Origin of the sequence: Aeromicrobium sp. YIM 150415 (assembly GCF_016918125.1) — a bacterium.
Classification (GTDB): domain Bacteria; phylum Actinomycetota; class Actinomycetes; order Propionibacteriales; family Nocardioidaceae; genus Aeromicrobium; species Aeromicrobium piscarium.
In genome coordinates, this window is the sequence record NZ_JAERWM010000001.1 from 117,825 (window position 1) to 142,850 (window position 25,026).

Consider the following 25,026-nt stretch of genomic DNA (forward strand, 5'->3'; position numbering starts at 1 on the left):
GCACCGTTACCCTGTTGCGGTGACCTCGACGACCGACCGCCTGGCCATCGCCATCGTCACGTTCAACCGCTCGGCGCTGTTGGGCGAGCTGCTGGAGAGTGCCGCCACGATGCACGGCTCGCCGTATCGCGTCGTCGTCGTCGACAACGCGAGTACCGACGACACCTCCGAGGTCGTCGAGTCGTTCCGTGAGCGGTTCGACGACGGAGTCCTCGTCTACCACCGGCTGGCGACGAACACCGGTGGTTCCGGCGGTTTCAGCGAGGGCACACGGGTCGCGCTCGACGAGGGCGCCGACTGGGTGTGGCTCATGGACGACGATGTCGAGATCCTCCCCGAGGCGCTCGAGCGCTTCGATCCGTGGATGCGCCGGTTCCAGGTGCTGCACGGACGGCGGTACGACGTGGACGGCACGCCCTTCTTCTGGCAGGCGAAGTTCAACGAGTTCCTCGGGGTGCCGCTGCCGTACACGCGCAAGGCGTTCAATCCCGAGGGCTATGCGATCACCAACTCCGGCACGTTCGAGGGCATGCTGATCCATGCCGACATCGTGCGGCGCATCGGACTCCCCGATCCCCGGTTCTTCATCTCATGGGATGACGCCGTCTACGCCTGGCTGGCGTCGCGCTACACGCAGGTGGCGTATGTCGACGCCTATGTGCTGCAGAAGAAGCGCGAACAGAAGCAGATCAACCTGGGCCTACGGCACCTGAACGACTCGAGCCCGCTGGCGAAGTACCACGTGATGCGCAACCGGGCCTATGTCGGACGCTATTTCGACGCCCACGGGCAGTTGAACCGGGTCGGATTCGCGTTGGGCACGGCGTTGACCTTCGCCAAGGAGGTCTTCCGCCTGGTCGCCGTCGAGCGAGGCCTCAAGGGCGTGGGTGTGCTCATCAAGGGCTGGCGCGACGGCCGCACGATCTGGCGCGACCGCGGCTGGCGCCCCATGCCTCCCCTGGACTGACGCCCGCCGTTCAACGACTTCTCATCTTTCTGGGAGACACTGCACCCATGAGCCATGTTCTCGCCCACGTCGTCTTTCCGGCCGACGGCGACCCGGATGTGATGCCGCTGTACGCCGATCCGGAAAGCTGGACCACGATCGACGGCGAGACGGTGCGAGTCAGCAATGCCACGCATCTGATGCGGGTGGAGTCGCGTCACAGCCTCCGGGTGCGGCGTAGCGAGCGGGTGTCCTTCGCCTCCTACTTCAACGCCTTCCCGGCCGCGTACTGGCAGCGGTGGACGCGGGTGGAGTCGGTGACGTTGACCCTGCGCACCGAGGGAACCGGGACGGTCACCGTCTATCGTTCCAATCCCCAGGGCATCCAGCAGCGTGTCGCCTTCGAACACGTGGAGGACGACCGCGACCTGCGCTTCGAGCTTCCGGTGCGCAATTTCAGCGACGGCGGCTGGTACTGGTTCGAGGTGACGGCCGCAGAGACCGATGTCGTCGTGAGCGACGGTGCGTGGTCGACCGATGCCGAGTTCGGCGATGGGACGCTCTCGATCGGCATCACCACGTTCAACAAGGCCGACTACTGCGTCCGCACCCTCGAGACGCTCGCCGACGCTCCCGAGGTGGTGGAGCTGCTGGATCGCGTCTACGTCGTCGATCAGGGCACGGACGAGGTGACCCGGGCCGACGGATACAGCGAGGTCGCGGCGCGTCTGGGCTCGACGCTGCAGATCGTCCGGCAGCCCAATCTCGGCGGGTCCGGCGGCTTCTCACGGGCGATGAGCGAGACCGTCGAGGCGGGCCGGAGCAGCTGGGTGATGCTGCTCGATGACGATGTCGAGATCGAGCCGGAGAGCATCTGGCGCACGATCCAGTTCTCTCGTGCCTCTCGACGGCCGACCATCGTGGGCGGGCACATGTTCGACCTCTTGGACAAGCCCGTCCTGCACGCGTGGGCCGAGGGCATCGAGATGGACCACTTCATGTGGTCACCGACCTTCCCCGAGCAGCATCGACACGATTTCCGCGCCGCGAACCTGCGTCAGACACCGTGGATGCACGCCCGCCAGGACGCCATGTACAACGGCTGGTGGATGTGCACGATCCCGGTCGAGGTGATCGAGAAGCTGGGACTCGCTCTGCCGGTCTTCATCAAGTGGGACGACAGCGAATACGCCTTGCGCGCCCGTGAGGCGGGCTATTCGACGGTGAGTCTGCCCGGTGCGGCGTTGTGGCACGTGTCGTGGCTCGACAAGGACGACGCGCAGGACTGGCAGGCCTACTACCACGCGCGCAACCGGCTGCTGGCCGCGATGCTGCACTCCCCATTCCCCGGCGGCGGGAGCCTGGTCAAGGCGAGCCGCCGCATCGACCTCAAGCACCTGATCTCGATGCAGTACTACGCGATCGAGCTGCGGCACCGAGCGCTACGCGATCTGCTGTCCGGGCCCGGACACCTCGATCGCGACTGGCCGTCGGTCATGCCGGAGCTGCGCGCCTACGCCAAGGGCTTCAGCGAGACGCAGGTGATCACCGAGGTGGATGCCCTGCCCACCACTCGCGAGGGGCAGCGACACTATCCGTACGAGAAGGCACCGCGGGCGCCCCACGGGCTGGGCCGCGTCGTCTTCACGGCCAAGGCGGCGCTGCGTCACTGGATCCGCCCGACCGACGGCGCGGCCGAACCACAGGTCGAGCTGTCCAAGTACGACGCGACCTGGTGGCGGGTGCCCGGTTTCGATTCCGCACTCATCAGCGCGGCCGACGGACGAGGAAAGTCCGTCTACCGGCGCGATCGCGACGAGTACCGCCGGCTCCTGCGCGAGAGCATCGCCCTGCACAAGGAACTGGGGGATCGCTGGGATGACCTCGCGACGCAGTATCGCGCCGCGCTCCCGGAGCTGACCTCCCGCGAGCGCTGGCACCGCACCTTCGAGGGCTGAGCAAGCCGGCCGCAACTCGTCTGAGCGTGTGTGCAGCGCATGTCTGACGGCGTCGCGAGTCAAACACAGCCGCCGGTGCTTCGGGGCCTGCGGGCGAGCGGTGTGTCAGCGTCCATTCTCCGATGGCGTCGGTGGGTAGGCGTCCGTCCGGGTGGATAGACGGACGCTGACGCACCGCCCAACGACCGGGTCGCCCGCGGCCGAGGCTCAGTCCGTCGACGCGCCGAACATCGGGGCGACCGTGTTGCGGAAGGTCGAGAGCGCCGAACCGATCGCCATGTGCATGTCGAGGTACTGATAGGTGCCGAGCCGGCCGCCGAAGACGACGCGGTCCTCGCCCTTCTGCAGGTCGCGGTACTTGAGCAGTCCGTCACGGTCCGCCGGGGTGTTCACCGGGTAGTACGGCTCGTCGCCGGACTCCGCGAAGCGGGAGAACTCGCGCATGATGACGCTGCGGTCGTCCGGATAGCGGTCGGCGCGCTCGGGATGGAAGTGCCGGAACTCGTGGATGCGCGTGTAGGGCACCTCGCGGTCGGCGTAGTTCATCACCGAGGTCCCCTGATAATCCGGTACATCGACGATCTCACGCTCGAAGTCGAGGGTGCGCCAGGACAGCGAGCCCTCGGCATAGTCGAAGTAACGGTCCACCGGGCCCGTGTAGATGATCGGGACCTGACCCACGACAGCGGCCTTGTTGACAGGCTGCGAGGCGTCGAAGAAGTCCGTGGAGAGCCGGATCTCGATATTGGGGTGGTCGGCCATCCGCTCCAGCCACGCCGTGTAACCGTCGACCGGCAGCCCCTCATGGGTGTCGTTGAAGTAGCGGTTGTCGTAGGTGTAACGAACCGGGAGCCGGGTGATGATCTCGGCGGGCAGCTCCGTGGGGTCCGTCTGCCACTGCTTGGCCGTGTAATCGCGGATGAACGCCTCGTAGAGAGGACGCCCGATCAGCGAGATCGCCTTCTCCTCCAGATTGGAGGCGGCGGCGGTATCGACCTCGTCGGCCTGGGACGCGATCAGCGCACGCGCCTCCGATGGCGAATAGGCCGACCCGAAGAACTGATTGATCGTGCCGAGATTGATCGGCAGCGGATACACGACATCGCGGTGGTTCGTGTAGACCCTGTGCTGGTAGGACGTGAACGCGGTGAACCGGTTGACGTACTCCCAGACCTGCTCATTGGAGGTATGGAAGAGGTGCGCCCCGTATCGGTGGATCTCGATCCCGGTGTCGGGGTCGTCCTCGCTGTAGGCATTGCCACCGAGGTGATCGCGCCGTTCCACGATCACGACCTTGAGGTCCAGTTCGCGGGCCGCGCGCTCAGCAACGGTGAGTCCGAAGAAACCGGACCCGACGACCACGAGGTCGGGATTCATACACTCTCCTGGTTCGAGACAACCCGAGCAGTCTAGCCGGACAGACATACTGCCTCAGAACCCAAGGGGCGATGGCAACGAAGAAGCTTCTCCCGAGCCTCGCACAGCCTCCTGACACGTCGATGTCAGCCAAACATCGCGTGAACATCGGGCAAAGCAACTCACCTTCTCCCTTGTATAGTTCTGACCCGTGCGAAGAGTTACCGACCGGCTGCGGACGGCCGCGGCGATGACCCGTAAGAGCGCCCGTATCGCCGCACGCCCTGCCGAGCGGTGGCGGTACAGCCTTCACCTCCTCCAGAGACTGATCGACGCCGACGCCTGGCAACGGGTCTCCGAGCGACGAATCGGCGAGGTGCTGGTCAACCGCCTGCTTCGCGCCATGACCACGTCACCGGACGCGGTCGCGCCCATCACCCGCCAGCTTCGTCGCATCGGTCGCAAGCAGGCCGCGCTCGACGTCGTGGAAGGACTCTGGGAGACCAAGGCTCAGACATCGGCGGAATGGTCCCTCGCCTGCGCGACGACCTGGCACGAGAACCAGAGCGCCTGGCGAGGCGATCTCGCGCTGGCCCACGCGATGGACCTCGCCCCGGACTGGGCACCGCCCTTCGAGGCACAGGCACGGAACAGGAGCCAGCGCGGGCACCTGGCCTCGGCCGTCGAGGCCGCCCAGCGCGTGATCGAGATCCGCTCGAATCCGGCCGACACCTGCTATTGGTCGCGCTTCATCGGCACCGAGCTGTTCAAGGCCGATCGGTTCCAGGAGGCGCTCGACTATCTCGAACACGGCGAACCAGACGGCCCGGACTGGGCGTACTGGTACCGACGAGCCGTCTGCAACGAGCGCCTCGGCCGTCATCAGCAGGCCGCCGGCTGTTACTCCAAGGCCGGCGAAGAGCGTCTTCCCGGAACAGCCGAGGAGCTGCGAATCGCGCTGCTGCACTACTACCAGAGCGCGATACCGAGCACGGTCACCGCACTCGAATCGACACCGGCGACGTCTCCCTCGGCAGCGAACGAGCGTCTCGCCCTCTTGGCCACCGCGCTGCTGCGGATGGAGAAGCCCGATGAGGCCGTCCAGCACCTACGGGCACGCGACCGTCAGGCCACCTCGGCCGATGTCGCCAGGATCGCCGCACTCGCGGAGGAGCTCGCCGGCAACCACGATCAGGCCGTCGACGAGTATCGCGAGGCGCTCGACCGCCATCCTGGTCTACCGCTGACCCACCGGCTCGCCCGAGCGCTGCACGCGGCCGGGCGCGGCGATGAGGCCGTGCAGGTGTGGACCAGCTCGACGACCGATGTCGACACCCTCGATGATCTCGATGCCGAGGCCGATCCGCATTTCGCCGACCTGAGCCGGCTCGCGGCGGCCCAGCTCCGAGAGGGCGACCCCAACGAGGCCGCCCCTCTCCTGAAGCGTCTGGCCGCCTCCGCCTCCTCCGTCGACAATGTGCAGCGCCTGCACATTCAACTCGGTCATCGGCTGGCCGCCCTCCACGACGACGAAGCGGCCCTCCACGCATTCCTGCGCGCGTCCCAGCATCTCGCTCCCCACCCCAGCGAGGCCGAGGAGACCTTCGCGCCGCTCGGACCTTTCGAACGGTACGCCGCCGCCTACGAGACGCTGCCTCTCGAACCGAACACCGTGATGTACGAGAGCTTCCACGGAGTGCGGACCGCGTGCAATCCCCTGGCCATCTGCCAGTACCTCCTGCGCGAGCGTCCCGAGCTGCACCACGTGTGGGCGATTCAGGACGGCGCCACCATCCACCGCAGCCTGCTCGACCATCCGAAGATCTCCTTCGTCCGCATGCACTCCGACGGATACCGCCTGCAGCTCGCCACCGCCGGCACCCTGGTCAACAACAACACCCTGCCGCGGCACTTCACTCGTCGCGAAGGCCAGCTGTATCTCAATACCTGGCATGGTGTGCCCTGGAAGACCCTCGGACGCGATATCGTCGGCGATCCGTATCACTACGACAACATCGCGCGCAACATGCTGCAGGCGACGCATCTGGCGTTCCCCGACCAGCACACCGCCCGCATCATGCTCGGCACTCAGGACATCGACACGCTGTCCACCGCGAACCTCGTCATCGCCGGACACCCGCGAATGGACCTGACCCTCGGCATGAGCGTCGACGACCGCGACGCTCTGCGCGCCCGGCTCGGCGTCACCGGCGACCAGCGCACGATCTTGTACGCCCCCACGTGGCGGGGCGTGAACGCGTCCCCCGATACGTCCATCGAGCCGTACCTCCGGGCCATCTCGGCGCTCTCCCAGGTGTCGGGAGCGCACCTGCTGCTCCGGGTGCACTACTTGATCTCCAACAAGCTGGACTATCGCACCCTGCCGGCGAACATCACGGTCGTCCCCGATGATGTCGACACCAATGAGCTACTGGCCGTGACCGATGTGCTCGTCGGCGACTACTCCAGCCTCCTCTTCGATTTCGCACCGCTGAACCGCCCGATCGTCAACTACGTCCACGACTTCGAGGAGTACAGCTCGACCCGCGGGCTCTACTTCACCCTGGACGAAGTTCCCGGCGTCAGCTGTGACAACGAGGCGGACCTGCGCACCGAGGCCCAGCGCGCGGTCGACCAGGCCGACGGGTGCGACTGGTCTCAGTCGGCGACGGCCCACACCTGGGCGAACGAGGATGGATACGCGACCGAACGCGTGGTCAAGGAGCTCTTCGCCGATCGTCCGAGCGACCTCCCGAGTTCAGCGCCGAACTCCGGAGAGGTGCTGATCGCGACGGCCAGCCTCTACCCGAATGGCATCACCCGATCGCTGCGCAATCTCATCTCCTCCGATGCCGACATCGCCGAGAACTCCCGGCTGATGGTCCCCAAGGGGGCGCTGGCCAATCGCGCGAGCCAGGAGGGGATCGCCGAACTGCACGCGGCCGTCGACTTCACCATCACGGTGCAGCACCGGTGTTTCACCCGCCGCGAGAACCTCGCCTGGGCGCGCCTGCAGGAAGCTGATCAGCCGATCACCGGCGGGATCCTCGAGGTTCTCAGCACCCGCATGCAGCGGGAACGCCGTCGGCTGCTGGGCGAGAGCCGGTTCGCCGCGGTCGTGGACTTCGACGGCTACGGGCTCTACCACGCAGCTCTGTTCGGACTCGGCTTCCCCGCGGAGACGCGTAGGGTGTCGGTCTTGCACAACGAGTTCGAGAAGGAGCGCACGCTCCGATACCCCCACCTGCGATCGATCGGGCGGCTCCTGTCCCACTTCGACGCCCTTCCGTCGGTGAGCGAACCGACCTGTCGGCTCAACCAGCTCGAGCTGGAGACGGAGTTCTCCGTGCCCGGCGAGCTCCACGTCCCGATGCCGAACACCATCAACATCTCCGAGATCCTCAGCCAGAGCGAGGAACCCCTCGAGGACGACCTCGCGGAGTGGCTGTCCCGCCCGGGCAAGCACATCGTCGTGGTCGCCCGGCTGTCCATCGAGAAGAACCAGGCGACGCTGTTCGACGCCCTGAACGACCTCGTCGCGGCGGGCGACTCGACGCTGCACCTGACGCTCCTCGGCGACGGCCCGAGCAAGGCGCCGCTCACTCGCCAGGCGAAGGAGCTGGGGATCGCGGACCGGGTCTTCATCGCCGGACACCGGTCGAACCCCTACCCCGTCATGAAGCGCGCGGACGCGATGCTCCTCCCGTCCCTGCATGAGGGACAGCCCATGGTGCTGATGGAGGCGCTCACGCTCGGAACCCCTGTGGTGGCGACCAATATCCCCGGCCCTGCCTCCTTGCTGCAGGACGGGCGGTTCGGGCTGCTCGTCGAACCGACTCGCGACGGCCTCACCGCTGCGCTGGCGACGATCGCCTCCGAAGAGGTCGCGCCGCCCGAGGTATTCGATCCGTACGTCCATCAGCGCTCGGCCGTCGAAGCCTTCAAGAAGATCGTCCACGCCGAGACTGCCCCGCCGACCGAGTGAGCCATCGGCCCGGACGCTCGTCGACGTGACTCCGTCCGGCAACGGCCGGTCGTCCTCTCACCATTCCCCATCGCCCATCCAGTGAAGAGTTCAGATGCCCGGAGATACGATCACGCTGACCGAGCTGGCGCCCTATCAGGACGACCACGGCAATGTCATCGACTACGACGGCCCGCCGCTGACGTCGAAGATCCTGGTCGAGTTCTCGGGACGCGACAATGTGCTGCGTGTCGACTCGACAGCGAAGATCGGTCTACTCGAGGCACGATTCGATTGCAACGGCGGCACGATGGTGATCGGCGGCGGCAGCCCGTCCGGACGGCTCAGGGTGGCGGCACGGATCGGTGAGGATGCGAGCGTTCTCATCGGCACCGGGGTGACCTCGACGAGCCGATGCCTCATCTCCGCCGCCGAGGGCTCGACGCTTCGCATCGGCGATGACGTCATGCTGGCGAGGGACTGCCGGCTCCGCTGCGACGACAGTCACCCGATCTTCGACATCGCGACATCGCGCCGCGTCAACCCCGCCATGGACGTCACCATCGGGAACCATGTCTGGCTCGGCGACCACGCCATGGTGCTCGGCGGCGCCACCGTCGACGACGGCAGCGTGATCGGCGCCGTCAGTCTGGTCAAGGGACGGATCCCGAACAACTGCATCGCGACCGGTTCCCCGGCCCGCGTGGTCCGCCGGGACATCGCCTGGGAGCGCCCCCACCTGTCGATCGACCCGCCGTACTACAAGCCCGACGCCTCGACGATTCGCAAGAGTCCGTACTGGTCGCCGACCCGCCCGAGTAGCGACCCCGAGACCGGTGCACGCCTCCGCTCGATACGACGCGGCCGGCTGTTGAGCCGCCTGCTCGGCGCCTTCTCCCGCAGAGGGCGCTGACCCGCGCGGGTACCCGCTTCGCGAGCACCCCGCCGATCGCCACCAGGAGTTTGAGAGGATCACCCCATGACGACGGTTCTCACCTATGGGACGTTCGACCTCTTCCACATCGGCCACGTGCGGCTGCTGAGTCGCCTGGCGGAGCTGGGCGACCGGTTGATCGTCGGTGTCTCGACCGACGAGTTCAATGCGGGCAAAGGCAAGCACGCCTTCATCCCCTACGAGCATCGCGCGGAGATCGTCGCCTCGATGCGGAGCGTCGATCAGGTGATCCCGGAGAACAACTGGGCCCAGAAGCGCGCCGACATCATCACCTACGGGGTGGATATCTTCGCGATCGGCTCGGACTGGGAGGGGAAGTTCGACGAGCTGACGGATCTGTGCGAGGTGCGCTATCTCGAACGCACCGACGGCATCTCCAGCACCGAGCTCAAGGCCCAACTGGCGGCACCCGAGCCCCAGGAGATCGAGCGCCTGGGACACGCACTGGACATCCTGCAGCAGGTCGTCGACAACTACCGCGGACTGCCCTGAGCCGTCACGAACGATCCGATCGTGCGCTCATCTCGATGAGCCCTTCGGCGATGTGCAGATCGTCCGGTCCGGTGACCTTGAGGTTCCGCTCGTCCCCCGGCACCACCGCTACCGGCACCTCGGGGGTGTACGTCACGACCACCGAGCAGTCATCGGTCGCCACGAAGCCGGTATCCTTCCAGGCACGCTCATAGGCGCGCGACAGCACGGAGCGCCGGAAGCCTTGGGGCGTCTGGCACCGACGCAGACGCGGCCGGGCGAGCACGCCGGAGATCAGGGTCGTCTCGTCGCTCTCCTCCACCTCGAACACCGTGTCCGAGGACGGGATCGCCGCGGTGACGGCATCGAAGCGCTCCAGCGCCTCGGTCACCGCCGCGATGATCTCCTGGGTGACCAGCGGACGGGCCGCGTCGTGGAACAGCACCCGGCAGTCCTCGTCCCCCAGCTCGCCCAGGGCGATGCTGGTCGTCTCGCTGCGAGACGAGCCGCCCTCCAGGATCCGGGTGACCTTGTCATAGCCGGAGGCCTCCACCAGCTCACGGACGTCGTCGAGATGTCCCGGCGCCATCAACACCACGATCTCGTCGATCTGGGGGGCCGCGTGGAAGGCGGCGATCGAGTGCTCGATGATCGGTCGTCCCGCGAGCTCGATGAGCTGCTTGGGGATCGGCCGTCCGAACCGCGTGCCGGTGCCGCCCGCCAAGATCACCGCCACGGTCCGCAGGTCGCTCACTCGCGCGACTCTACCGGTGCCGCCACGCGCGCCACCGATCACCGGGCCGTCGAAAGCCGATGACCGCGGGCCTGTCCGACGAGCAGAGGACAGCAAGTAGCCTGGCTCTAGCCCGAAGGGAGGAAGGCCCCATCACCATGACCCGACAGCTCGACGTGACCGAGAACCATATCCGGCTCGAGCCTTCGCTCATTGAAGGGCGTTCCTCCGTCGACGTCCTCATCTCCGGACACCGCGTCTGGTCGATCGACCTGCTCTCCACTCCCCCGCCGGCCGATGGCCTGCGCGAGTGGCCGGCCCCGCTTCTGCCCTTCCTCCGCGGCACCGCCGAGATCGAGCTGGTCGACTCCTCCTCCGGAGAGGCGTTCGCCGCACGGAGTGTCTGCTTCGCCGGTTCCCAGGAGCCGATCGCCGTGGTGGATTCCCACGGTCGCTGGCTGGCGGTCAACAAGTGGGGCCGGCTCGGCAAGTCCTTCGCCGGCTCCGAGGAGGGGTTGCGCGACCGGCTGCTCGATCACCTCGACGACCTGGTCATCTTCTGCGAGAGCCGGAAGCTGCGTCCCTTCATCGTCGGCGGCACTCTCCTGGGAGCGGTGCGCGAAGGCAGGATCCTCGGCCACGATGACGACGCCGATCTGGCCTACCTCAGCCGTCACACCCATCCCAGCGACCTCGCGCTGGAGAGCTTCGGGATCGAACGCGAGCTGGAGGCGCGCGGTATCGAGATCGTGCGGCACTCCACCGCCCACCTCCAGCTCACCTTCCGCACGGCCGATGGGAAGGTCGACGGGTACGTCGACCTGTTCACCGCCTTCTTCCGCGAGGACGGCACCATCAACCAGCCGTTCCACGTCCGCGGGGAGATGGCCGAGTCCAGCATGCTGCCGTTCTCGACGGTGACCTTGGAAGGCCGCACCTATCCCGCTCCCGCTGTTCCCGAGGACTGGCTGGTCATCAACTACGACGAGAACTGGCGGACCCCTCTGCCCGGCTACAAGCTGCGCACCCCGCGGGCGACCCAGCGCCGGTTCCGGAACTGGTTCGGATCCTTCAACTTCCAGCGCGACTTCTGGGAAGAGCGGTACGAGGACGTCCACACCGGAGCCCGACCCTCCTCGCAGGATGCGAACACTGCACGACGGCTGACGAAGCTCATCCCACCGGGCAGCCACGTGGTGGACCTCGGCTGCGGCGACGGCGCCGACACCGTCTGGCTGGCGTCCCACGGATTCGATGTCACCGCGGTGGACTACTCTCCCAACGCTCTGATGCTGACGCGGCAGCGCCTCGACGCGGCCGATGCCGACGCCACGCTCGTGCGAGCGAATCTCAACGATCTGCGCGCCTGCGCCGACCTCATCGCGGAGCTGACCGCCGGTCCGCGACCCGCGCACGTGCTCGTCTCCCATCTGCTCGAACGTCTAGGACACGTCGGCCGCGAGCAGGTGTTGCGCGTCCTGCGGCAGGTCGTGCGCCGTGGTGGCACCGTCCTGGTCCGCATGGACACTCTGCCCGCTGCCGACGTCTCCTTCCGCGATCCCAGCACCTGGCATCTGGAGTTGCCGAAGCTCAGGCGAGAGCTCGCCGCCGTGGGGCTCGACGCGGGCCCGCTCTCCCGCCCTCGGGCGCATCGTCGCGACCGGCGTCGCCGTACCCTCGTTTTCCCGATCGTCCCGCTGCCAGCGTCCTCGGAAGGAACCAGTTCATGAAGCGCAAGATCCTGTCGGCACTTCGCGCCATCTCGCCCCGTCTCGCCGAGCGTGTCGCCCGGCTCGGGCGACGGGTCTCCTCCGCGGCACCGTCCGCCGACTCCGGCGATCGCACCACGCAGTTGGAGGCGGCCGTCGAGAGGCTCACGACGGAGGTTCGAGAGCTGCGCGAGGAGATCGACGAGTCGCGCCGCGATGCACTGCGGATCGCCGAGCTCACCGACATCGTGGAACGACGCCTCGCGAAGGACGGCGAGTGACCGAATCATCCGCAGGATCATCAGGGGATCGAATGACCGACACCAGCTCCACCTCCTATGGGACCGTCGCGGCGGTCGTCGTGACCTTCAACCGGCTCGAGAAGCTCCAGCGGACGATCAGCTCGATCAGAGCCAGCGAGCATCGCCCCGATGCCATCGTGCTCGTCGACAATGCCTCCACCGACGGGACCGGCGAGTATCTGGACTCCATCGCCGGTGAGGACGACATCGTCGTCCTGCATCTTCCCGAGAACGTCGGCGGCGCCGGCGGGTTCGCGGCGGGGCTCCGCCGTGCGTGGCAGCTGGGCCATGACTGGTTCTGGATCATGGACGACGACTGCTACCCCGAGACCGCCTCGCTGCGCCGGCTGCTGGAGGAGCACACCGCACTGGAGTCCTACCGCGGTGAGCGGCTCAGCTTCTCCTGCTCGGTCGTCAAGGCCCCCGATGGCGAGCTCTGCGAGATGAACGAGGCCGTCACGGTGTGGGACTGGCCGCGCTACTACGTGAAAGGCTTCAACGCGGTGCAGGTCAGCGAGTGCACCTTCGTGTCGGTGCTGCTGCCCCGCTGGACGGTGGAGGAACACGGGCTGCCGCTCGCTGAGTACTTCATCTGGTTCGACGACAAGGAGTTCACCAAGCGCCTCACCCGGGTGGCGGGCCCGGGCGTCCAGGTACTCGACAGCCAGGTCATCCACGACATGGGAGTCAACCGCGGCGTGAACTACGGTCGCATCACCGACGACGACCTGTGGAAGTTCCGTTACGGCGCCCGCAACCAGGCATCGTTCCGGTGGCACTACGAAGGCAAGTGGGCCTATATCTCCTACGTGCGCCGCGTCGTCCTCCAGATGCGCGATGCCCGCCTCCCGCGCCACATCCAGCGCCAGATGTGGCGCGCACTCTTCGACGGCATCTCATTCGATCCCCATCCCGCGCGCGTCCAGGACGATCCCCCACAGCCGCGGTGATCGATCCATCCCTTCCCGCAAGGTCCGCCTGAGCCGAAACGAGGCCACTTGGCCTACGATGGATCACTGACACCGCCGGGCTATGAGATGCGAGAAGACTGAGATGCGAGAGTCGACAGACCCGAACCACGACGGCGACCGGGTCCTGACCCACGAGACCGCCCAAGAAGCGGCCTACTGGCGTCGCTTCTATGAGCACGTGGACTTCGCCAAGGGCTCCTCCTTCTTCGAGTTCGCGAACACACAGGACTCCCTCCCCACGACGATCCTCGATATCGGCTGCGGCGAGGGGCGTGACAGCTTCGCCTTCGCTCAGACCGGGAAGTACGTCGTCGGACTCGACCGGTCGGACATGGGCGTCGCGCGTGCCCGCGAGAAGGCCGATGCCGATGGTCTGGGTGAGCGCCTGAAGTTCTCCATCTGCGATGTCGCGGACACGTCCTCGCTCGCCAGCATCGTCGCGTCGGTCAGGGAGCAGCGTGGCGGGGCGGCCATCTGCTTCTACATGCGTTTCTTCCTGCACTCGATCCCCGAGGAGACGCAAGACATCCTGCTGACGACCATCTCCGACCAGGCCGGCCGTGGCGATGTCCTGATGGCCGAGTTCCGGACCGACAAGGACGAGAAGAACCAGCACGTCTTCGGCGATGGCCATTACCGGCGCTACCAGAACGCCGATGACTTCTCCAAGAACATCCGCGACCAGTACGGTTGGGACGTCGACTTCGAGACCGAGGAGACCGGTCTGTCGCCGTACAAGGGCGAAGATCCCGTTCTCTACCGCGTCCTCGCCCGGCGTTCCTGACCAAGGACCCCATGCGAAATATCCTGCAGAGCGTCGCCCGCAGACTGACGCGACGAGACAACGAGGCAGTCGTCCCAGAGAGCGCTCCTCCCGAAGAGGAGATCCAGCAGCCCCCCGTCGATCAGCTGCTCACCGCCTACTTCCGTGAGCTCAGGGACGCATTCGACTCGTGTCCGCCGATCGCCGAGTTCCTGGCGATCAACCCCGCCCCCCTCCACGTCGACATCAATGCCGCCGGCACCACGCAGGACATCCTCATCACGCTGCCCTCGCGGCAGTGCCTCCACCTCCACTCTCTCCAGCTGGTGAGCGAGGGCCGGGTCGTCGACCTGGGCTCCGCCACCATCACCGCGAGCAGCCACTACGCGGACTCGGCCGAGCGCGTGGACGACGGCATGCTCGCCGATGTCGAGGGCGACCACACGTGGGCCGTCCACACCGCCCGAGAGAAGGCCCCGTGGGTGCGCATCGCCTTGGACGAGGCGCTCGCGCAGCCCGCGACCCTCATCATCAACAACAGGAGGGACGCCTGGGCACGGCGGGCGGGAGGCCTGGAGATCCTCACCTCCGACGACGGCACCGCCTGGACCAGCGAGTACACCTTCGAGTCGCGCGACGAGTTCGGCGAGCTGGCCGCCGACATCTCCCGGCGGCACGCGATCGCCGAGCTTCCCGCCGGACGTGAGATCCAGAACTTCGCCATCGCCATCGCCCGAGGCGAGTACCAGCCGGCCCGTCCGGCCTTCAAGAGACTCCCGGATGCGGACAAGCCTCTGCTCCGCGATCTCGTCAACGAGGTCTTCCTGGAGTCGAAGGGCCTCGAGTGGGCGAGCCATGGCGCACGCAGGTCGTTCCGCTTCTGGACCCGGGACGAGAAGGTCGCCTACATCCGTCTCGGTCGCACGATCATCGAGCAGCTGCGCGAGCTCTCTCCCGATGTCTGCTTCGGGTTCGGCTCCGTGTTGGGCCCGATCCGCGATGACGACCTCATCGAACACGACGACGACATCGACCTCATCATCGCCTTCGAGCCCGAGCAGGTATCGAGCATCAGCGCCGCCCGGCAGCATGTCAGGGAGTTCCTGGAGGGCAAGGGCTACCGCGTCCGCGGCGACTTCTTCGCGCACTGGCATGTGTGGCGCGACGACTTCAAGATCGACGTCTTCGTGGGGATCTACGATGCCGACGGCACGATCGGCTGGTATCCGGGGCGACGCGGCGCGCTGACCAGGGACACGCTGTTCCCGCCGACCATCATCTCCCTGCTGGGCGAGAGCTACCCGATCCCGCGCCAGCCGGAGAAGTACCTCGAGACGATCTACACCGAGAAGTGGAGAACCCCGGAGCCCACGTGGTCGCACGACTGGGATCCGACGCAGTACAACGATATCGCCTGAACTCCTCCGAACGCTGTGGGCGTGCCGGCAGATGCCTCACCGGGCGGCCTCCTGGACGATATCGCTGATCCGCTTCGCGATCTCCAACGACGCGGTCGCCGCCGGAGACGGCGCGTTGAGGACGTGCACCTGGCTCGGCGCCACCTCGATCGCGAAGTCGTCAACGAGCGAGCCGTCACGATTAAGGGCCTGAGCTCGCACTCCCGCGGCGCTCCTGACGATGTCGTCGACCGTGATCTCGGGAACGAGTCGCGCGAGGCTGCCCGCGAACTGGCGCGTGGACAGCGATCGCGCGATCTCCCGTAGGCCCGGACGTGCGTGCTTCGCACCGAGCCGCCAGAGACCCGGCCAAGCGAGCGCGTTCGCCAGTTCCCGCGGCTTGACAGCGCTCCAGGTGTATCCCTCGCGAGAGAGCGCGAGCACCGCATTGGGACCCGCGTGCACCGAGCCGTCGATCATCGCGGTGAGGTGCACGCCGAGGAACGGGAATCGCGGGTCCGGCACGGGGTAGATCAGTCCGTTCACCAGTCGGGAGGCCTGCTCGGTGAGCTCGTAGTACTCGCCGCGGAAGGGCACGATGCGAACGCTCGGTTCAACACCGGACGCCGCGGCCACGCGATCGCTGTAGAGGCCCGCACAGTTGATGAGGACATCCGCGCGCCACGTGTCGGTGGCGGTCTCGACGGCCACTCCCCCGGCCTCGGAGCGCGCAGCCACGAAATGCTGACCGAAGCGGATCTCGCCGCCGAACCGCCGGATCTCACCCGCCAGCGCCTCGCAGACCCCCGGATAGTCGATGATGCCCGTCGTCTCGACGCGCAGCGCCTCGAGACAGGCCACGTGCGGCTCGTACTCGCGCGCCTCGTCCGCCGTGATCCGGCGGACCGGGACGCCGTTCTGCACCGAGCGCTGCGCCAGCACCTCGAGCTGGGGCAGTTCCTCCGGTCCGGTGGCGACCACCAGTTTGCCGGTCACCCGGTGCGCGACACCGTGCTCACGGGCGAACTCCAACATCGACGTGGCGCCGACCTTGCACATCGTCGCCTTGCGGCTGCCCGGAACGTAGTACAGGCCCGAGTGGATCACACCGGAGTTGCGACCGGTCTGATGCCGGGCGATGGAGGTCTCCTTCTCCAGGACGACCGCCTCGTATCCGCGCCGACAGAGTTCCGCGGCGGTCGCCAGGCCGACGATCCCCGCGCCCACGACGATGGCCTTCTGCATCGAGTCGCCTCTTCCTCACCGGCCGTCCGGCCTCGGCCGAGGATACCGGTTGAAGGTCGCGGTGACGGACACCCGTAGGTGTGGCCTCGATACGCCGCGCCCGCAGAGCGGACGGGGCTACTCGACCACCGAGGCTCTAGATCGGTGATCGAGGGACCGGTCGCCTAGGCAGTGGGGCGCATGACGGCATCGGCCTGGGTGGACTTCCACTCGCGGAAGCCCTCCTCGGTCACCCCGTGACGCCAGTAGGCGGAGACCGAGAGGTCGGCTCGATCGACGCGCCCGTCCAGCAGATAGGGGCGCACGGTCTTCAGCAGCGCCGACTCGCCGTGCACGAAGGCCTGGACACGACCCTGCGGCCACGTCCACCCGCGCACCGCGGTGTCGAGCAGATCGGTCGTGCCCGGATGCGACGGCGCGCGATGGAGCCAGCGCAGATCGAGATCCGCCACCGTGGAGAACCTGAGCTGGTCAGTCGGACCGTCGACCTCGAGGAAGGCCGTCGCCGACGCGCCGGAGGGCAGCCGCTCGAGTGCCGCGGCGATCGCCGGCAGGGCCGACTCGTCACCGATGAAGAGATGATGGTCGGCCTCGGGCTTCGGCGCGTACGCACCGCCCGGGCCGCGTGCGTGGATCCGATCCCCTGGCTTCGCCTGCGCGGCCCAGGGGCCGGCGAGACCTTCGTCGCCGTGCACGACGAAGTCGATCGCGAGCTCGCGCGCTTCGAGATCCACCCATCGCACCGTGTAGGTGCGCAGGATCGGGCGCGCCTCGGCGGGCATCGTCTCGCGGACCACCGCGAGGTCGAGCGGTTCGGGATAGTCGAATCCATCGCGCAGGAAGGCGAGCTTGACGTACTTGTCCGTGGCGTCGATGTCGCGCTCCGCGAAGTCCTCGAATCCCGGGCCACCGAGAATCACCCTCCGCAGGCGAGGAGCGAGTTCCTCGGTGCGCTGTACGACGAGTTCGACCGCGATATTCTTCGACACGTCGGTAAGCCTACCCTTCCTTGCCTGAACGGAAGACCCCGTCCGTCGGGTTCGATGCGTGCCCTCCGCTGTTAGCCTGACGACGTGACGCATGGACTCGACCCGGCTTCCTTCGACCCGCAGACCCGCCCGCAGGACGATCTCTTCCGCTACGTCAACGGCCCCTGGCTGCGCGACGCTCCCATCGCGCCGGACCGGGCCACCGCAGGCGCCTTCGTCAGCCTGGTCGACGACGCCGAGCAGATCGTCCGCACCATCATCGAACGATGCGTCGAAGCGGCGGAGTCCGACGAGGAGCGCACGATCGGCGCCTTCTACGCCAGCTTCATGGACACCGAACGGGTCGAGGAGCTGGGCGCCTCGCCGCTGACCGGCGATCTCGAACGCGTCGACGAGATCGCCTCGGTGCCCGATCTGGTCACCACCATGGGAGCACTCGAACGCTCGGGCATCGCGAGCGTCATCGGCATGTACATCGCCCCGGACCGCGGCAACCCGGACCGCTACATCACACACATCGTGCAGAGCGGCCTCGGCCTGCCCGACGAGTCCTACTACCGCGAGGACCAGTTCGCGCCGGTGCGCGAGGGCTATGTGGCGCATGTCGAGCGCATGCTCGAACTGGCCGGCCTCGACGACGCATCGCAGCGCGCCGCCCGCGTCATGGACCTCGAGACGCGCATCGCCGCACTGCACTGGGACCGTGTCGCCATCCGCGACGCCCAGAAGACCTACAACCCGCGCAGCATGGACCAGCTCGCCGCGGCACTGCCCGGTTTCGAGTGGAAGGCCTGGCTCGCGGCCGCCGAGATCGACCCGGCCGTCCTCGCCGAGGTCATCGTGTCGCAGCCGTCGTACCTCGAGGGCCTCGCCGATCTGCTCACCGAGGCTCTCCTCCCCGCCTGGGGCGACTGGCTGCGCTGGCAGGTCGTCCACGCGGCCGCCCCGTATCTCTCCGGGGACTTCGTCGACGAGAACTTCGCCTTCTACGGCACGACCCTGCAGGGCACCGACGAGCTGCGTCCTCGCTGGAAACGCGGCGTGAGCTTCGTCGAGGGCGCGATGGGCGAGGCGATCGGCAAGATCTACGTGCGCAGCGAGTTCCCGCCCTCCTCCAAGGAGCGGATGACCGAGCTGATCGGGAACCTCATCGAGGCGTACCGCCGCTCCATCAGCGAGCTGACCTGGATGAGCGAGGAGACCAAGAAGCGCGCACACGAGAAACTCGACGCCTTCACACCGAAGATCGGTCATCCGGAGACCTTCCGCGACTACTCGTCCCTCTCGGCCGACCCGGACGATCTGCTGGGCAACGCCCGCCGTTCGCTCTCCTTCGCGATGGATCGCGAGTTGGAGAAGATCGGGCAGCCCATCGACCGCGACGAGTGGTACATGACCCCTCAGACGGTGAACGCCTACTACAACCCGACGATGAACGAGATCGTGTTCCCCGCCGCGATCCTGCAGTGGCCGTTCTTCTCCCCCGACGCCGACGATGCCGTCAACTACGGCGCCATCGGAGCGGTGATCGGCCACGAGATCGGCCACGGTTTCGACGACCAGGGCTCGCAGTACGACGGCACGGGCGCCCTCCGTAACTGGTGGACCGATGACGACCGCGCGGCCTTCGAGCAGCTCACCGGCTCGTTGATCGCCCAGTACGACGAGCTCTCGCCGGAGAATGCGGACGGCCAGACCGTCAACGGAGCGCTGACGATCGGCGAGAACATCGGCGACCTCGGCGGCCTCGGCATCGCCTACCGGGCCTACCTGATCGCCCGCGGCGACACCGCGCCGGAGCCGATCGACGGTCTCACCGACGTGCAGCGCTTCTTCCTGGCCTGGGCGCAGGCCTGGCAGAGCAAGGTGCGCCCGGCCGAGACCATCCGCCGCCTGACCGTCGACCCGCACTCCCCGCCGGAGTTCCGCTGCAACCAGGTCGTGCGCAATATCGACGCCTTCTACGACGCCTTCGGGGTCACCGAGGACGACGACCTCTGGCTCGACCCCGCCGATCGCGTCACCATCTGGTGAAACCGGTGTTCAGCCGATGAGATAGACGATGCCGTTTCCGGCGCGGGCGGTATCGACGACGAAGTGCTGGACCCGGGTGAGAAAGGCCATCACGCCGGCGATCTCCTCATCACGGAACATCGCGCACACGTCCTTCTCCCCCACTAGCACCAGATCCGCGGCGATCTCCGACACCTCGTCCGGCTCCAGTACACGGATACAGGGCACCCACGATGCATCGTCACCTGGATGTCGTGCGTCCCCCGCGAACAGCCGAGAGGAGGGGCGCGGCTCAGCGCCGCCCGTGGTCAACCGGTACAGCTGGCGCCGGCGCTGGTCCAGCCCGACGATCGAGCCATCGGACCGGCTGGCACCGCCGGTCGACGCGTCGGCCGACAGGAACAGACTCGGATCGTGCCGCGCGAGGCCGATGAAGTGCGGCTCTACCTGGTAGGCGTGATAGCGGATTCCCATGGCGAAAGGTGACGGCCGCACCACCGCCGCGGTGGCGCTGACACGGATCTGTGGACGGCCAGAGGGCCCAGGAGATCTGTGGACCTCCCGTGTGGTGTGGTCTCGATACGGTCGCTCGCGGAGCGAGCTCCCTACTCGACCACCGAGGGGGCGCGGCGAGCTTCCTGCTCGACTACCGAGGGGTCGGCGCAGGGCGAGCTTCCTACTCGACCACCGAGGGGTCGGCGCAGGAGGAGTTCGTCCACCAGTCGCCCAGCAGCGCGATGGCTTCGTCACCGAGCGGATTGACCCCGGGCCCCTTGGCCAGCGAGTGGCCCACCAGCACGTGCAGGCACTTCACGCGGGTCGGCATGCCGCCGGCGGTGATCCCGTCGATCTCCTCGACATGCCCCAGCGCCTCGCGCTCGGCCAGATACGACTCATGGGCTGATCGATAGGCGGCCGCGAGATCAGCGTCCTCGGTGAGCCGCTGCGACATCTCGGCCATCAGGCCGGAGGCTTCCAAGGTGCCGATGGCACCGGCCAGCCGCGGACAGGTCAGGTAGTAGAGCGTGGGGAACGGAGTGCCATCGGGAAGTCGCGGCTCGGTCTTGACCACATTCGGGTGCCCGGACGGACAGCGCGACGCCACCTCGACGATGGCCCGCGGCGGCCGGCCCAACTGCTCGGCGATCGTCGTCAGGTCGTCATCGCTCAGGGTCACGGATTCTCCAGTACGTCGTCGGGACGCGCCTCTTCCTGCGGATCCGGCGGGTTGCCGGCCTGTTCGACGCTCCCCCACAGTTTGCCGTACCAGGGGTCGTCGGCGGCCGCGGGAGGCTCCTCCAGACGGCCCACCTCGCCCTGCAGCTGGCCGTCGATACCGACGACGCGGTAGCCGACCTCGCCCGGCAGCACCCACCCGAAGCGATCCCGTGCCTGTTGCTTGATGAACGCCGGGTCGTCCCAGCGGTCGATCTCGTCGTGGAGATCGTCGATATCCTGCTCGGCCTGTCGGTTCGCGGCCTTCAACGCCCCGATCTCGCTGCGCTGCTGCCACCAGGCGTGCACCGTGGTGGTGTACGAGGCCACCAGCAGCACGACCACCGCCAACAGGATGATGGCGCGAGCGGTGAACCGCGTTCCCGACGACGGCGGGGCGGAAGGACGCGCCGCCGCCGCGGGGCGACGCGGAGCACTCGTGGTGCTCCGCGTCGCACCCGCCGGTGGCTTGGTCCGGCGCGAGCCGGAAGCCGATCCGCGGGCTGGAGGTCGTCGGGACGCGGCCATCGGCCTCAGCGCGTCAGGCGCGGGAACGCCGACGCACCGGCGTACGCGGCGGCGGGGCCGAGGAGCTCCTCGATCCGCAGCAGCTGGTTGTACTTGGCGACACGGTCGGAACGGGCGGGGGCGCCGGTCTTGATCTGACCGCAGTTGGTCGCCACCGCGAGGTCGGCGATCGTGGTGTCCTCGGTCTCGCCCGAACGGTGGCTCATCATGCACGTGAAGCCCGCGCGATGAGCCAGGTCGACGGCGTCGAGGGTCTCGCTCAACGAGCCGATCTGGTTGACCTTGACCAGCAGCGAGTTGGCGGCGCCCTCCGCGATACCTCGCGAGAGACGCTCGACATTGGTGACGAACAGATCGTCGCCGACCAGCTGGACCTTGTCGCCCAGCTCGGAGGTGATGGTCGTCCAGCCGCTCCAGTCCTCCTCGTTGAGGGGGTCCTCGATCGACACGATCGGGTAGGACGCGACGAGCTCGGCGTAGTACGCGGTCATCTGCTCCGCGCTGCGGGACTCGCCCTCGAAGGTGTAGACGCCGTCGGACTCGAACTCGCTCGCGGCGACATCCAGCGCGAAGGCGATGTCGGTGCCGACGGTGAGACCGGTCTTCTCGACGGCCTTGGCGATGTAGTCGAGCGCAGCCCGGTTCGAGGACAGATTGGGGGCGAAGCCGCCCTCGTCGCCGAGGCCGGTGGAAAGGCCCTCCTCGTGGAGGACGGCCTTGAGCGCGTGATAGACCTCGGTGCCCTGGCGCAACGCCTCGGCGAAGGTCGGCGCGCCGATGGGGGCGATCATGAACTCCTGGACGTCCACATTGGAGTCCGCATGCGCACCGCCGTTGAGGATGTTCATCATCGGCACCGGCAGGACGTGCGCGTTGGGGCCGCCGACATAGCGGAAGAGCGGCAGGACGGCCGACTCCGCGGCGGCCTTGGCGATCGCCAGGGAGACGCCGAGGATGGCGTTGGCCCCGAAGGTGGCCTTGTTGGGGGTGCCGTCGAGCTCGATCATGACCGAGTCGATCGCGCGCTGGTCGTCGGCGTCGAAATCGCGCAGCGCATCGGCGATGGGGCCGTTGACGGCCTCGACCGCCTTGAGCACGCCCTTGCCGCCGTAACGGTCGCCGCCGTCGCGCAGCTCCACGGCCTCGAACTGGCCCGTCGAGGCACCCGAGGGGACCGCCGCGCGGCCGATCGTGCCGTCGTCGAGCGCGACCTCGACCTCGACGGTCGGGTTGCCTCGCGAGTCGAGGATTTCACGTGCGCCGATGGCATCGATGGTGGCCAAGGCCGTCTCCTGGGGTGTGAGGGTGGGGTCCGACTGCTCTCAGCCTAGCGCGTCGCCCACCCCGGAAGCGGCCGCCTGTCAGGCGCGTTCGGCGTGCCGGCGCGCGGCCTGCTTCAATGCCAGATCCGGATCGATCCCCTCGACCCGCGCCTCCGCGACGAGTGCGAGCAGCCGATCGCCGAGGTCGTCGCTCGCATCGAGGTCGATCCCGGTGCGTGCGAGCACCTTCTCGGCGTAGAGCAGTGCCGGCAGCTGCTCGGGGATGCCCTCGAGGGCGCTCGTGCGCTGCTGCCGTTCTGCTTTGAGACGCTGCCAGTTCGCGTCGACCTCGGCCGCCGAGCTCACCACGACATCGCCGAAGACATGTGGATTGCGATGGACGAGCTTGTCGCGGATCCCCTCGGCGACCTCGTCGATCCCCCAGCCCTCACCATCGGAGCGGGCGATCTCGGCATGGAACACGACCTGCATGAGCAGATCGCCGAGCTCCTCGCGCAGATGCTCGCTGTCCCCTGCATCGAGCGCCTCGAGCGTCTCGTACGCCTCCTCGATCAGATAGCGGCGCAGGGAGGTGTGCGTCTGCTGCTGCGTCCAGGGGCATTCGGCGCGCAACCGCGCCATCACCTCGATCAGGTCGTGCACAGGGTCATCGGTCATGCCGAGCAGCTCAGCGCCTCGGGAAGCTCCTGGCCCTCGAGCACCGGACCCGCGACCGACAACGACCCCGACGGTGCCACGACCTCGCCGATGCCCTCCATGCCGAACCGGGGATCGATCGAGAGGTCCATGGAGTCGGCCTCCGCGCGGAGGATCTCCTGTCCGATCTGCCCGAGCTCCTGCTCGCTGAGGTCGTCGGCCTCGTCGCCGAGCTGCCGCCGGGCCAGCTCCATGGCCACGGCGAGCGCACGCTCGTTGCGCTTGATCGTCGAGACGACCAGATCGGTCTGGTCGCCGAAGACCTGTCGCGCCTGGGCCAGGTCGGAGCGATCGAGTTCCGCCACGGTGATCGAGATGTCCTCGCGCTCGGCCACCTGCTCGGCGACGGATTCGAGGATCAGCAGCGAGAGCGCTCCCCGGCGCACCTCGGCACCGGGGATCGAGGTCGTTCCCTGTGCGGCGGCGTTCTGCGCCGCCAGCGTGCAGTAGCCCTCGGTGACCTCATCGGCCTCGTTCATCGAGATCCGCTCATCCCCGACGACTGCGGCATTGCCGCTGTGCACCGACCCGCATCCGGTCAGGACGAGACCTGCGACAACCAGCAGAGCCAGACGACACCGGACGGTCATGGAACCTCCTCATACCCACAGGACGAGCCCAGCCTACCCATGACCTGGGTCACGTCGTGTGCGCCCATGGGCGGTGAGCCATCACGCACCTCGACCGTGGGCGGTGAGCCATCACGCACTTTCAGCATCGGGGTGCGTGATAACTCACCGCCCGTCGCGTTCGAGGCACTAGCGTGACCCTATGTCGTATGCGCAGACGCCTATCCTGGCGAGCGATTTCGTCGTATTAGAGCCCTTGGCCGGGGCGCACCACGACGACCTCGTAGAAGCGGTACACGTCGACGACCTCTGGCGGACCTGGTACACCCACATCCCCTCCCCTGAAGACATGGGGGACGAGATCGAACGCCGACGCGAGCGGCAGGCCGCCGGCGAGATCGCCGCCTGGGCCGTGGTCGATCCGGCGAACGACAGGGCCGTCGGCATGACGACCTACCTCAACCTCGATCCCGCCAACCGCCGACTGGAGATCGGATCGACCTGGCTCGGCCGCAGTGCGCAGGGCACTGCGATCAATCCGGCGGCGAAGCTCCTGCTGCTGGAGCGGGCGTTCACCGATCTGGGCTGCATCGCCGTGGAGTTCCGCACCCACTGGCACAACCGTCAGTCACGCGCGTCGATCGCGAAGCTGGGAGCGAAACAGGACGGGATCCTGCGCCAGCACACCATCGTCGAGAACGGCACCATCCGCGACACCGTGGTGTTCTCCATCCTCGACAGCGAGTGGCCCACCGTCCGTTACGGACTCACCGAGCGCCTCGCCGCATACGCCCGCGCGGTGGACGCGTCGGGCACCGCGCGCTGAGGGGTCTCACCCCCGGTTCCTTCGCTCCCGATCAGGTTCGCGCACATCCTCCTGGACGAAGGATGTGTTTCTGTGGTTGCCATAGCGACCGCGGAAGCACATCGTGCGTCGGCCAGACTCGCCCTCTCCTCATGGGC

General features: G+C 67.4%; 22 protein-coding genes. 12 read left to right on the forward strand and 10 right to left on the reverse strand.

The annotated features are described in order from the left end of the window. Positions 1-19 precede the first annotated feature (19 nt). Positions 20-967 carry a glycosyltransferase gene (locus JL108_RS00615; RefSeq protein ID WP_205196447.1) on the forward strand — a complete coding sequence of 316 codons (948 nt, stop codon included), beginning with the start codon at positions 20-22 and terminating at the stop codon, positions 965-967. Between the two features lie 47 nt (positions 968-1,014). Then, complete coding sequence (locus tag JL108_RS00620) at positions 1,015-2,904, forward strand: glycosyltransferase (RefSeq protein WP_205196448.1); 1,890 nt, start codon at positions 1,015-1,017, stop codon at positions 2,902-2,904. Between the two features lie 207 nt (positions 2,905-3,111). On the opposite strand, the gene glf is transcribed toward JL108_RS00620, so the two are convergent. Beyond that, a complete protein-coding gene (gene glf, locus JL108_RS00625) occupies positions 3,112-4,281 on the reverse strand; it encodes a UDP-galactopyranose mutase (protein WP_205196449.1) in 1,170 nt (389 codons plus the stop codon). A 190-nt stretch (positions 4,282-4,471) separates the two neighbouring features. On the opposite strand from glf, the gene JL108_RS19630 reads away from it, so the two are divergent. The 3 genes from JL108_RS19630 to JL108_RS00640 all read left to right on the forward strand — a co-directional run bounded on the left by JL108_RS19630 (position 4,472) and on the right by JL108_RS00640 (position 9,671). Continuing rightward, positions 4,472-8,245 (forward strand): CDP-glycerol glycerophosphotransferase family protein, encoded by a 3,774-nt coding sequence (locus tag JL108_RS19630; protein WP_205196450.1) that lies wholly within the window; start codon positions 4,472-4,474, stop codon positions 8,243-8,245. A 94-nt stretch (positions 8,246-8,339) separates the two neighbouring features. Next, the gene (locus tag JL108_RS00635; protein ID WP_205196451.1) at positions 8,340-9,137 is read left to right on the forward strand and encodes an acyltransferase; all 798 of its coding nucleotides are present in this window, start codon (positions 8,340-8,342) and stop codon (positions 9,135-9,137) included. A 66-nt stretch (positions 9,138-9,203) separates the two neighbouring features. Further along, positions 9,204-9,671 carry an adenylyltransferase/cytidyltransferase family protein gene (locus JL108_RS00640; protein ID WP_205196452.1) on the forward strand — a complete coding sequence of 156 codons (468 nt, stop codon included), beginning with the start codon at positions 9,204-9,206 and terminating at the stop codon, positions 9,669-9,671. Between the two features lie 4 nt (positions 9,672-9,675). Here the strand turns inward: JL108_RS00640 and ispD are convergent, their stop codons facing one another. Beyond that, complete coding sequence (ispD, locus tag JL108_RS00645) at positions 9,676-10,404, reverse strand: 2-C-methyl-D-erythritol 4-phosphate cytidylyltransferase (RefSeq protein WP_205196453.1); 729 nt, start codon at positions 10,402-10,404, stop codon at positions 9,676-9,678. A 137-nt stretch (positions 10,405-10,541) separates the two neighbouring features. Between ispD and JL108_RS00650 the strand changes: the two genes are divergently transcribed. From JL108_RS00650 to JL108_RS00670, 5 genes are all read left to right on the forward strand, one after another. Continuing rightward, positions 10,542-12,113, forward strand: a complete 1,572-nt coding sequence (locus JL108_RS00650) for a bifunctional 2-polyprenyl-6-hydroxyphenol methylase/3-demethylubiquinol 3-O-methyltransferase UbiG (protein ID WP_205196454.1) — start codon at positions 10,542-10,544, stop codon at positions 12,111-12,113. Next, positions 12,110-12,373 (forward strand): DUF6752 domain-containing protein, encoded by a 264-nt coding sequence (locus JL108_RS00655; RefSeq protein ID WP_205196455.1) that lies wholly within the window; start codon positions 12,110-12,112, stop codon positions 12,371-12,373. Before JL108_RS00650 ends, JL108_RS00655 begins: the two co-directional genes overlap by 4 nt. 32 nt (positions 12,374-12,405) lie before the next feature. Continuing rightward, positions 12,406-13,344 (forward strand): glycosyltransferase family 2 protein, encoded by a 939-nt coding sequence (locus JL108_RS00660; RefSeq protein ID WP_205196456.1) that lies wholly within the window; start codon positions 12,406-12,408, stop codon positions 13,342-13,344. A gap of 103 nt (positions 13,345-13,447) precedes the next feature. Next, positions 13,448-14,149, forward strand: coding sequence for a class I SAM-dependent methyltransferase (locus JL108_RS00665; RefSeq protein WP_205196457.1), 702 nt, complete (start codon positions 13,448-13,450; stop codon positions 14,147-14,149). An 11-nt stretch (positions 14,150-14,160) separates the two neighbouring features. After that, a complete protein-coding gene (locus tag JL108_RS00670; RefSeq protein ID WP_205196458.1) occupies positions 14,161-15,546 on the forward strand; it encodes a hypothetical protein in 1,386 nt (461 codons plus the stop codon). A 36-nt stretch (positions 15,547-15,582) separates the two neighbouring features. Here JL108_RS00670 and lhgO read toward each other — a convergent pair whose 3' ends face one another. Both lhgO and JL108_RS00680 read right to left on the reverse strand, forming a co-directional pair. Continuing rightward, complete coding sequence (gene lhgO, locus JL108_RS00675; protein ID WP_205196459.1) at positions 15,583-16,770, reverse strand: L-2-hydroxyglutarate oxidase; 1,188 nt, start codon at positions 16,768-16,770, stop codon at positions 15,583-15,585. Positions 16,771-16,934: 164 nt separating this feature from the next. Further along, positions 16,935-17,759: a siderophore-interacting protein gene (locus tag JL108_RS00680; RefSeq protein WP_307837142.1), complete on the reverse strand. Its 825-nt coding sequence runs from the start codon at positions 17,757-17,759 to the stop codon at positions 16,935-16,937. Positions 17,760-17,843: 84 nt separating this feature from the next. Between JL108_RS00680 and JL108_RS00685 the strand changes: the two genes are divergently transcribed. Continuing rightward, a complete protein-coding gene (locus JL108_RS00685) occupies positions 17,844-19,793 on the forward strand; it encodes a M13-type metalloendopeptidase (protein WP_205196461.1) in 1,950 nt (649 codons plus the stop codon). A 9-nt stretch (positions 19,794-19,802) separates the two neighbouring features. On the opposite strand, the gene JL108_RS00690 is transcribed toward JL108_RS00685, so the two are convergent. From JL108_RS00690 to JL108_RS00715, 6 genes are all read right to left on the reverse strand, one after another. Then, entirely contained in the window at positions 19,803-20,246 is a 444-nt protein-coding gene (locus tag JL108_RS00690) for a hypothetical protein (RefSeq protein ID WP_205196462.1), read from the reverse strand. Positions 20,247-20,448: 202 nt separating this feature from the next. Next, entirely contained in the window at positions 20,449-20,949 is a 501-nt protein-coding gene (locus JL108_RS00695) for a DUF501 domain-containing protein (protein WP_205196463.1), read from the reverse strand. Beyond that, complete coding sequence (locus tag JL108_RS00700; RefSeq protein ID WP_307837143.1) at positions 20,946-21,332, reverse strand: septum formation initiator family protein; 387 nt, start codon at positions 21,330-21,332, stop codon at positions 20,946-20,948. Before JL108_RS00700 ends, JL108_RS00695 begins: the two co-directional genes overlap by 4 nt. Before the next feature lie 188 nt (positions 21,333-21,520). After that, positions 21,521-22,798 (reverse strand): phosphopyruvate hydratase, encoded by a 1,278-nt coding sequence (eno, locus tag JL108_RS00705; protein WP_205196464.1) that lies wholly within the window; start codon positions 22,796-22,798, stop codon positions 21,521-21,523. 78 nt (positions 22,799-22,876) lie between these two features. Further along, positions 22,877-23,455 carry a MazG family protein gene (locus JL108_RS00710; RefSeq protein ID WP_205196465.1) on the reverse strand — a complete coding sequence of 193 codons (579 nt, stop codon included), beginning with the start codon at positions 23,453-23,455 and terminating at the stop codon, positions 22,877-22,879. Further along, entirely contained in the window at positions 23,452-24,084 is a 633-nt protein-coding gene (locus JL108_RS00715; RefSeq protein WP_205196466.1) for a SurA N-terminal domain-containing protein, read from the reverse strand. Before JL108_RS00715 ends, JL108_RS00710 begins: the two co-directional genes overlap by 4 nt. 181 nt (positions 24,085-24,265) lie before the next feature. Here JL108_RS00715 and JL108_RS00720 point away from each other — a divergent pair, with 181 nt between their 5' ends. Beyond that, positions 24,266-24,889 (forward strand): GNAT family N-acetyltransferase, encoded by a 624-nt coding sequence (locus JL108_RS00720; RefSeq protein WP_205196467.1) that lies wholly within the window; start codon positions 24,266-24,268, stop codon positions 24,887-24,889. Positions 24,890-25,026 lie beyond the last annotated feature (137 nt).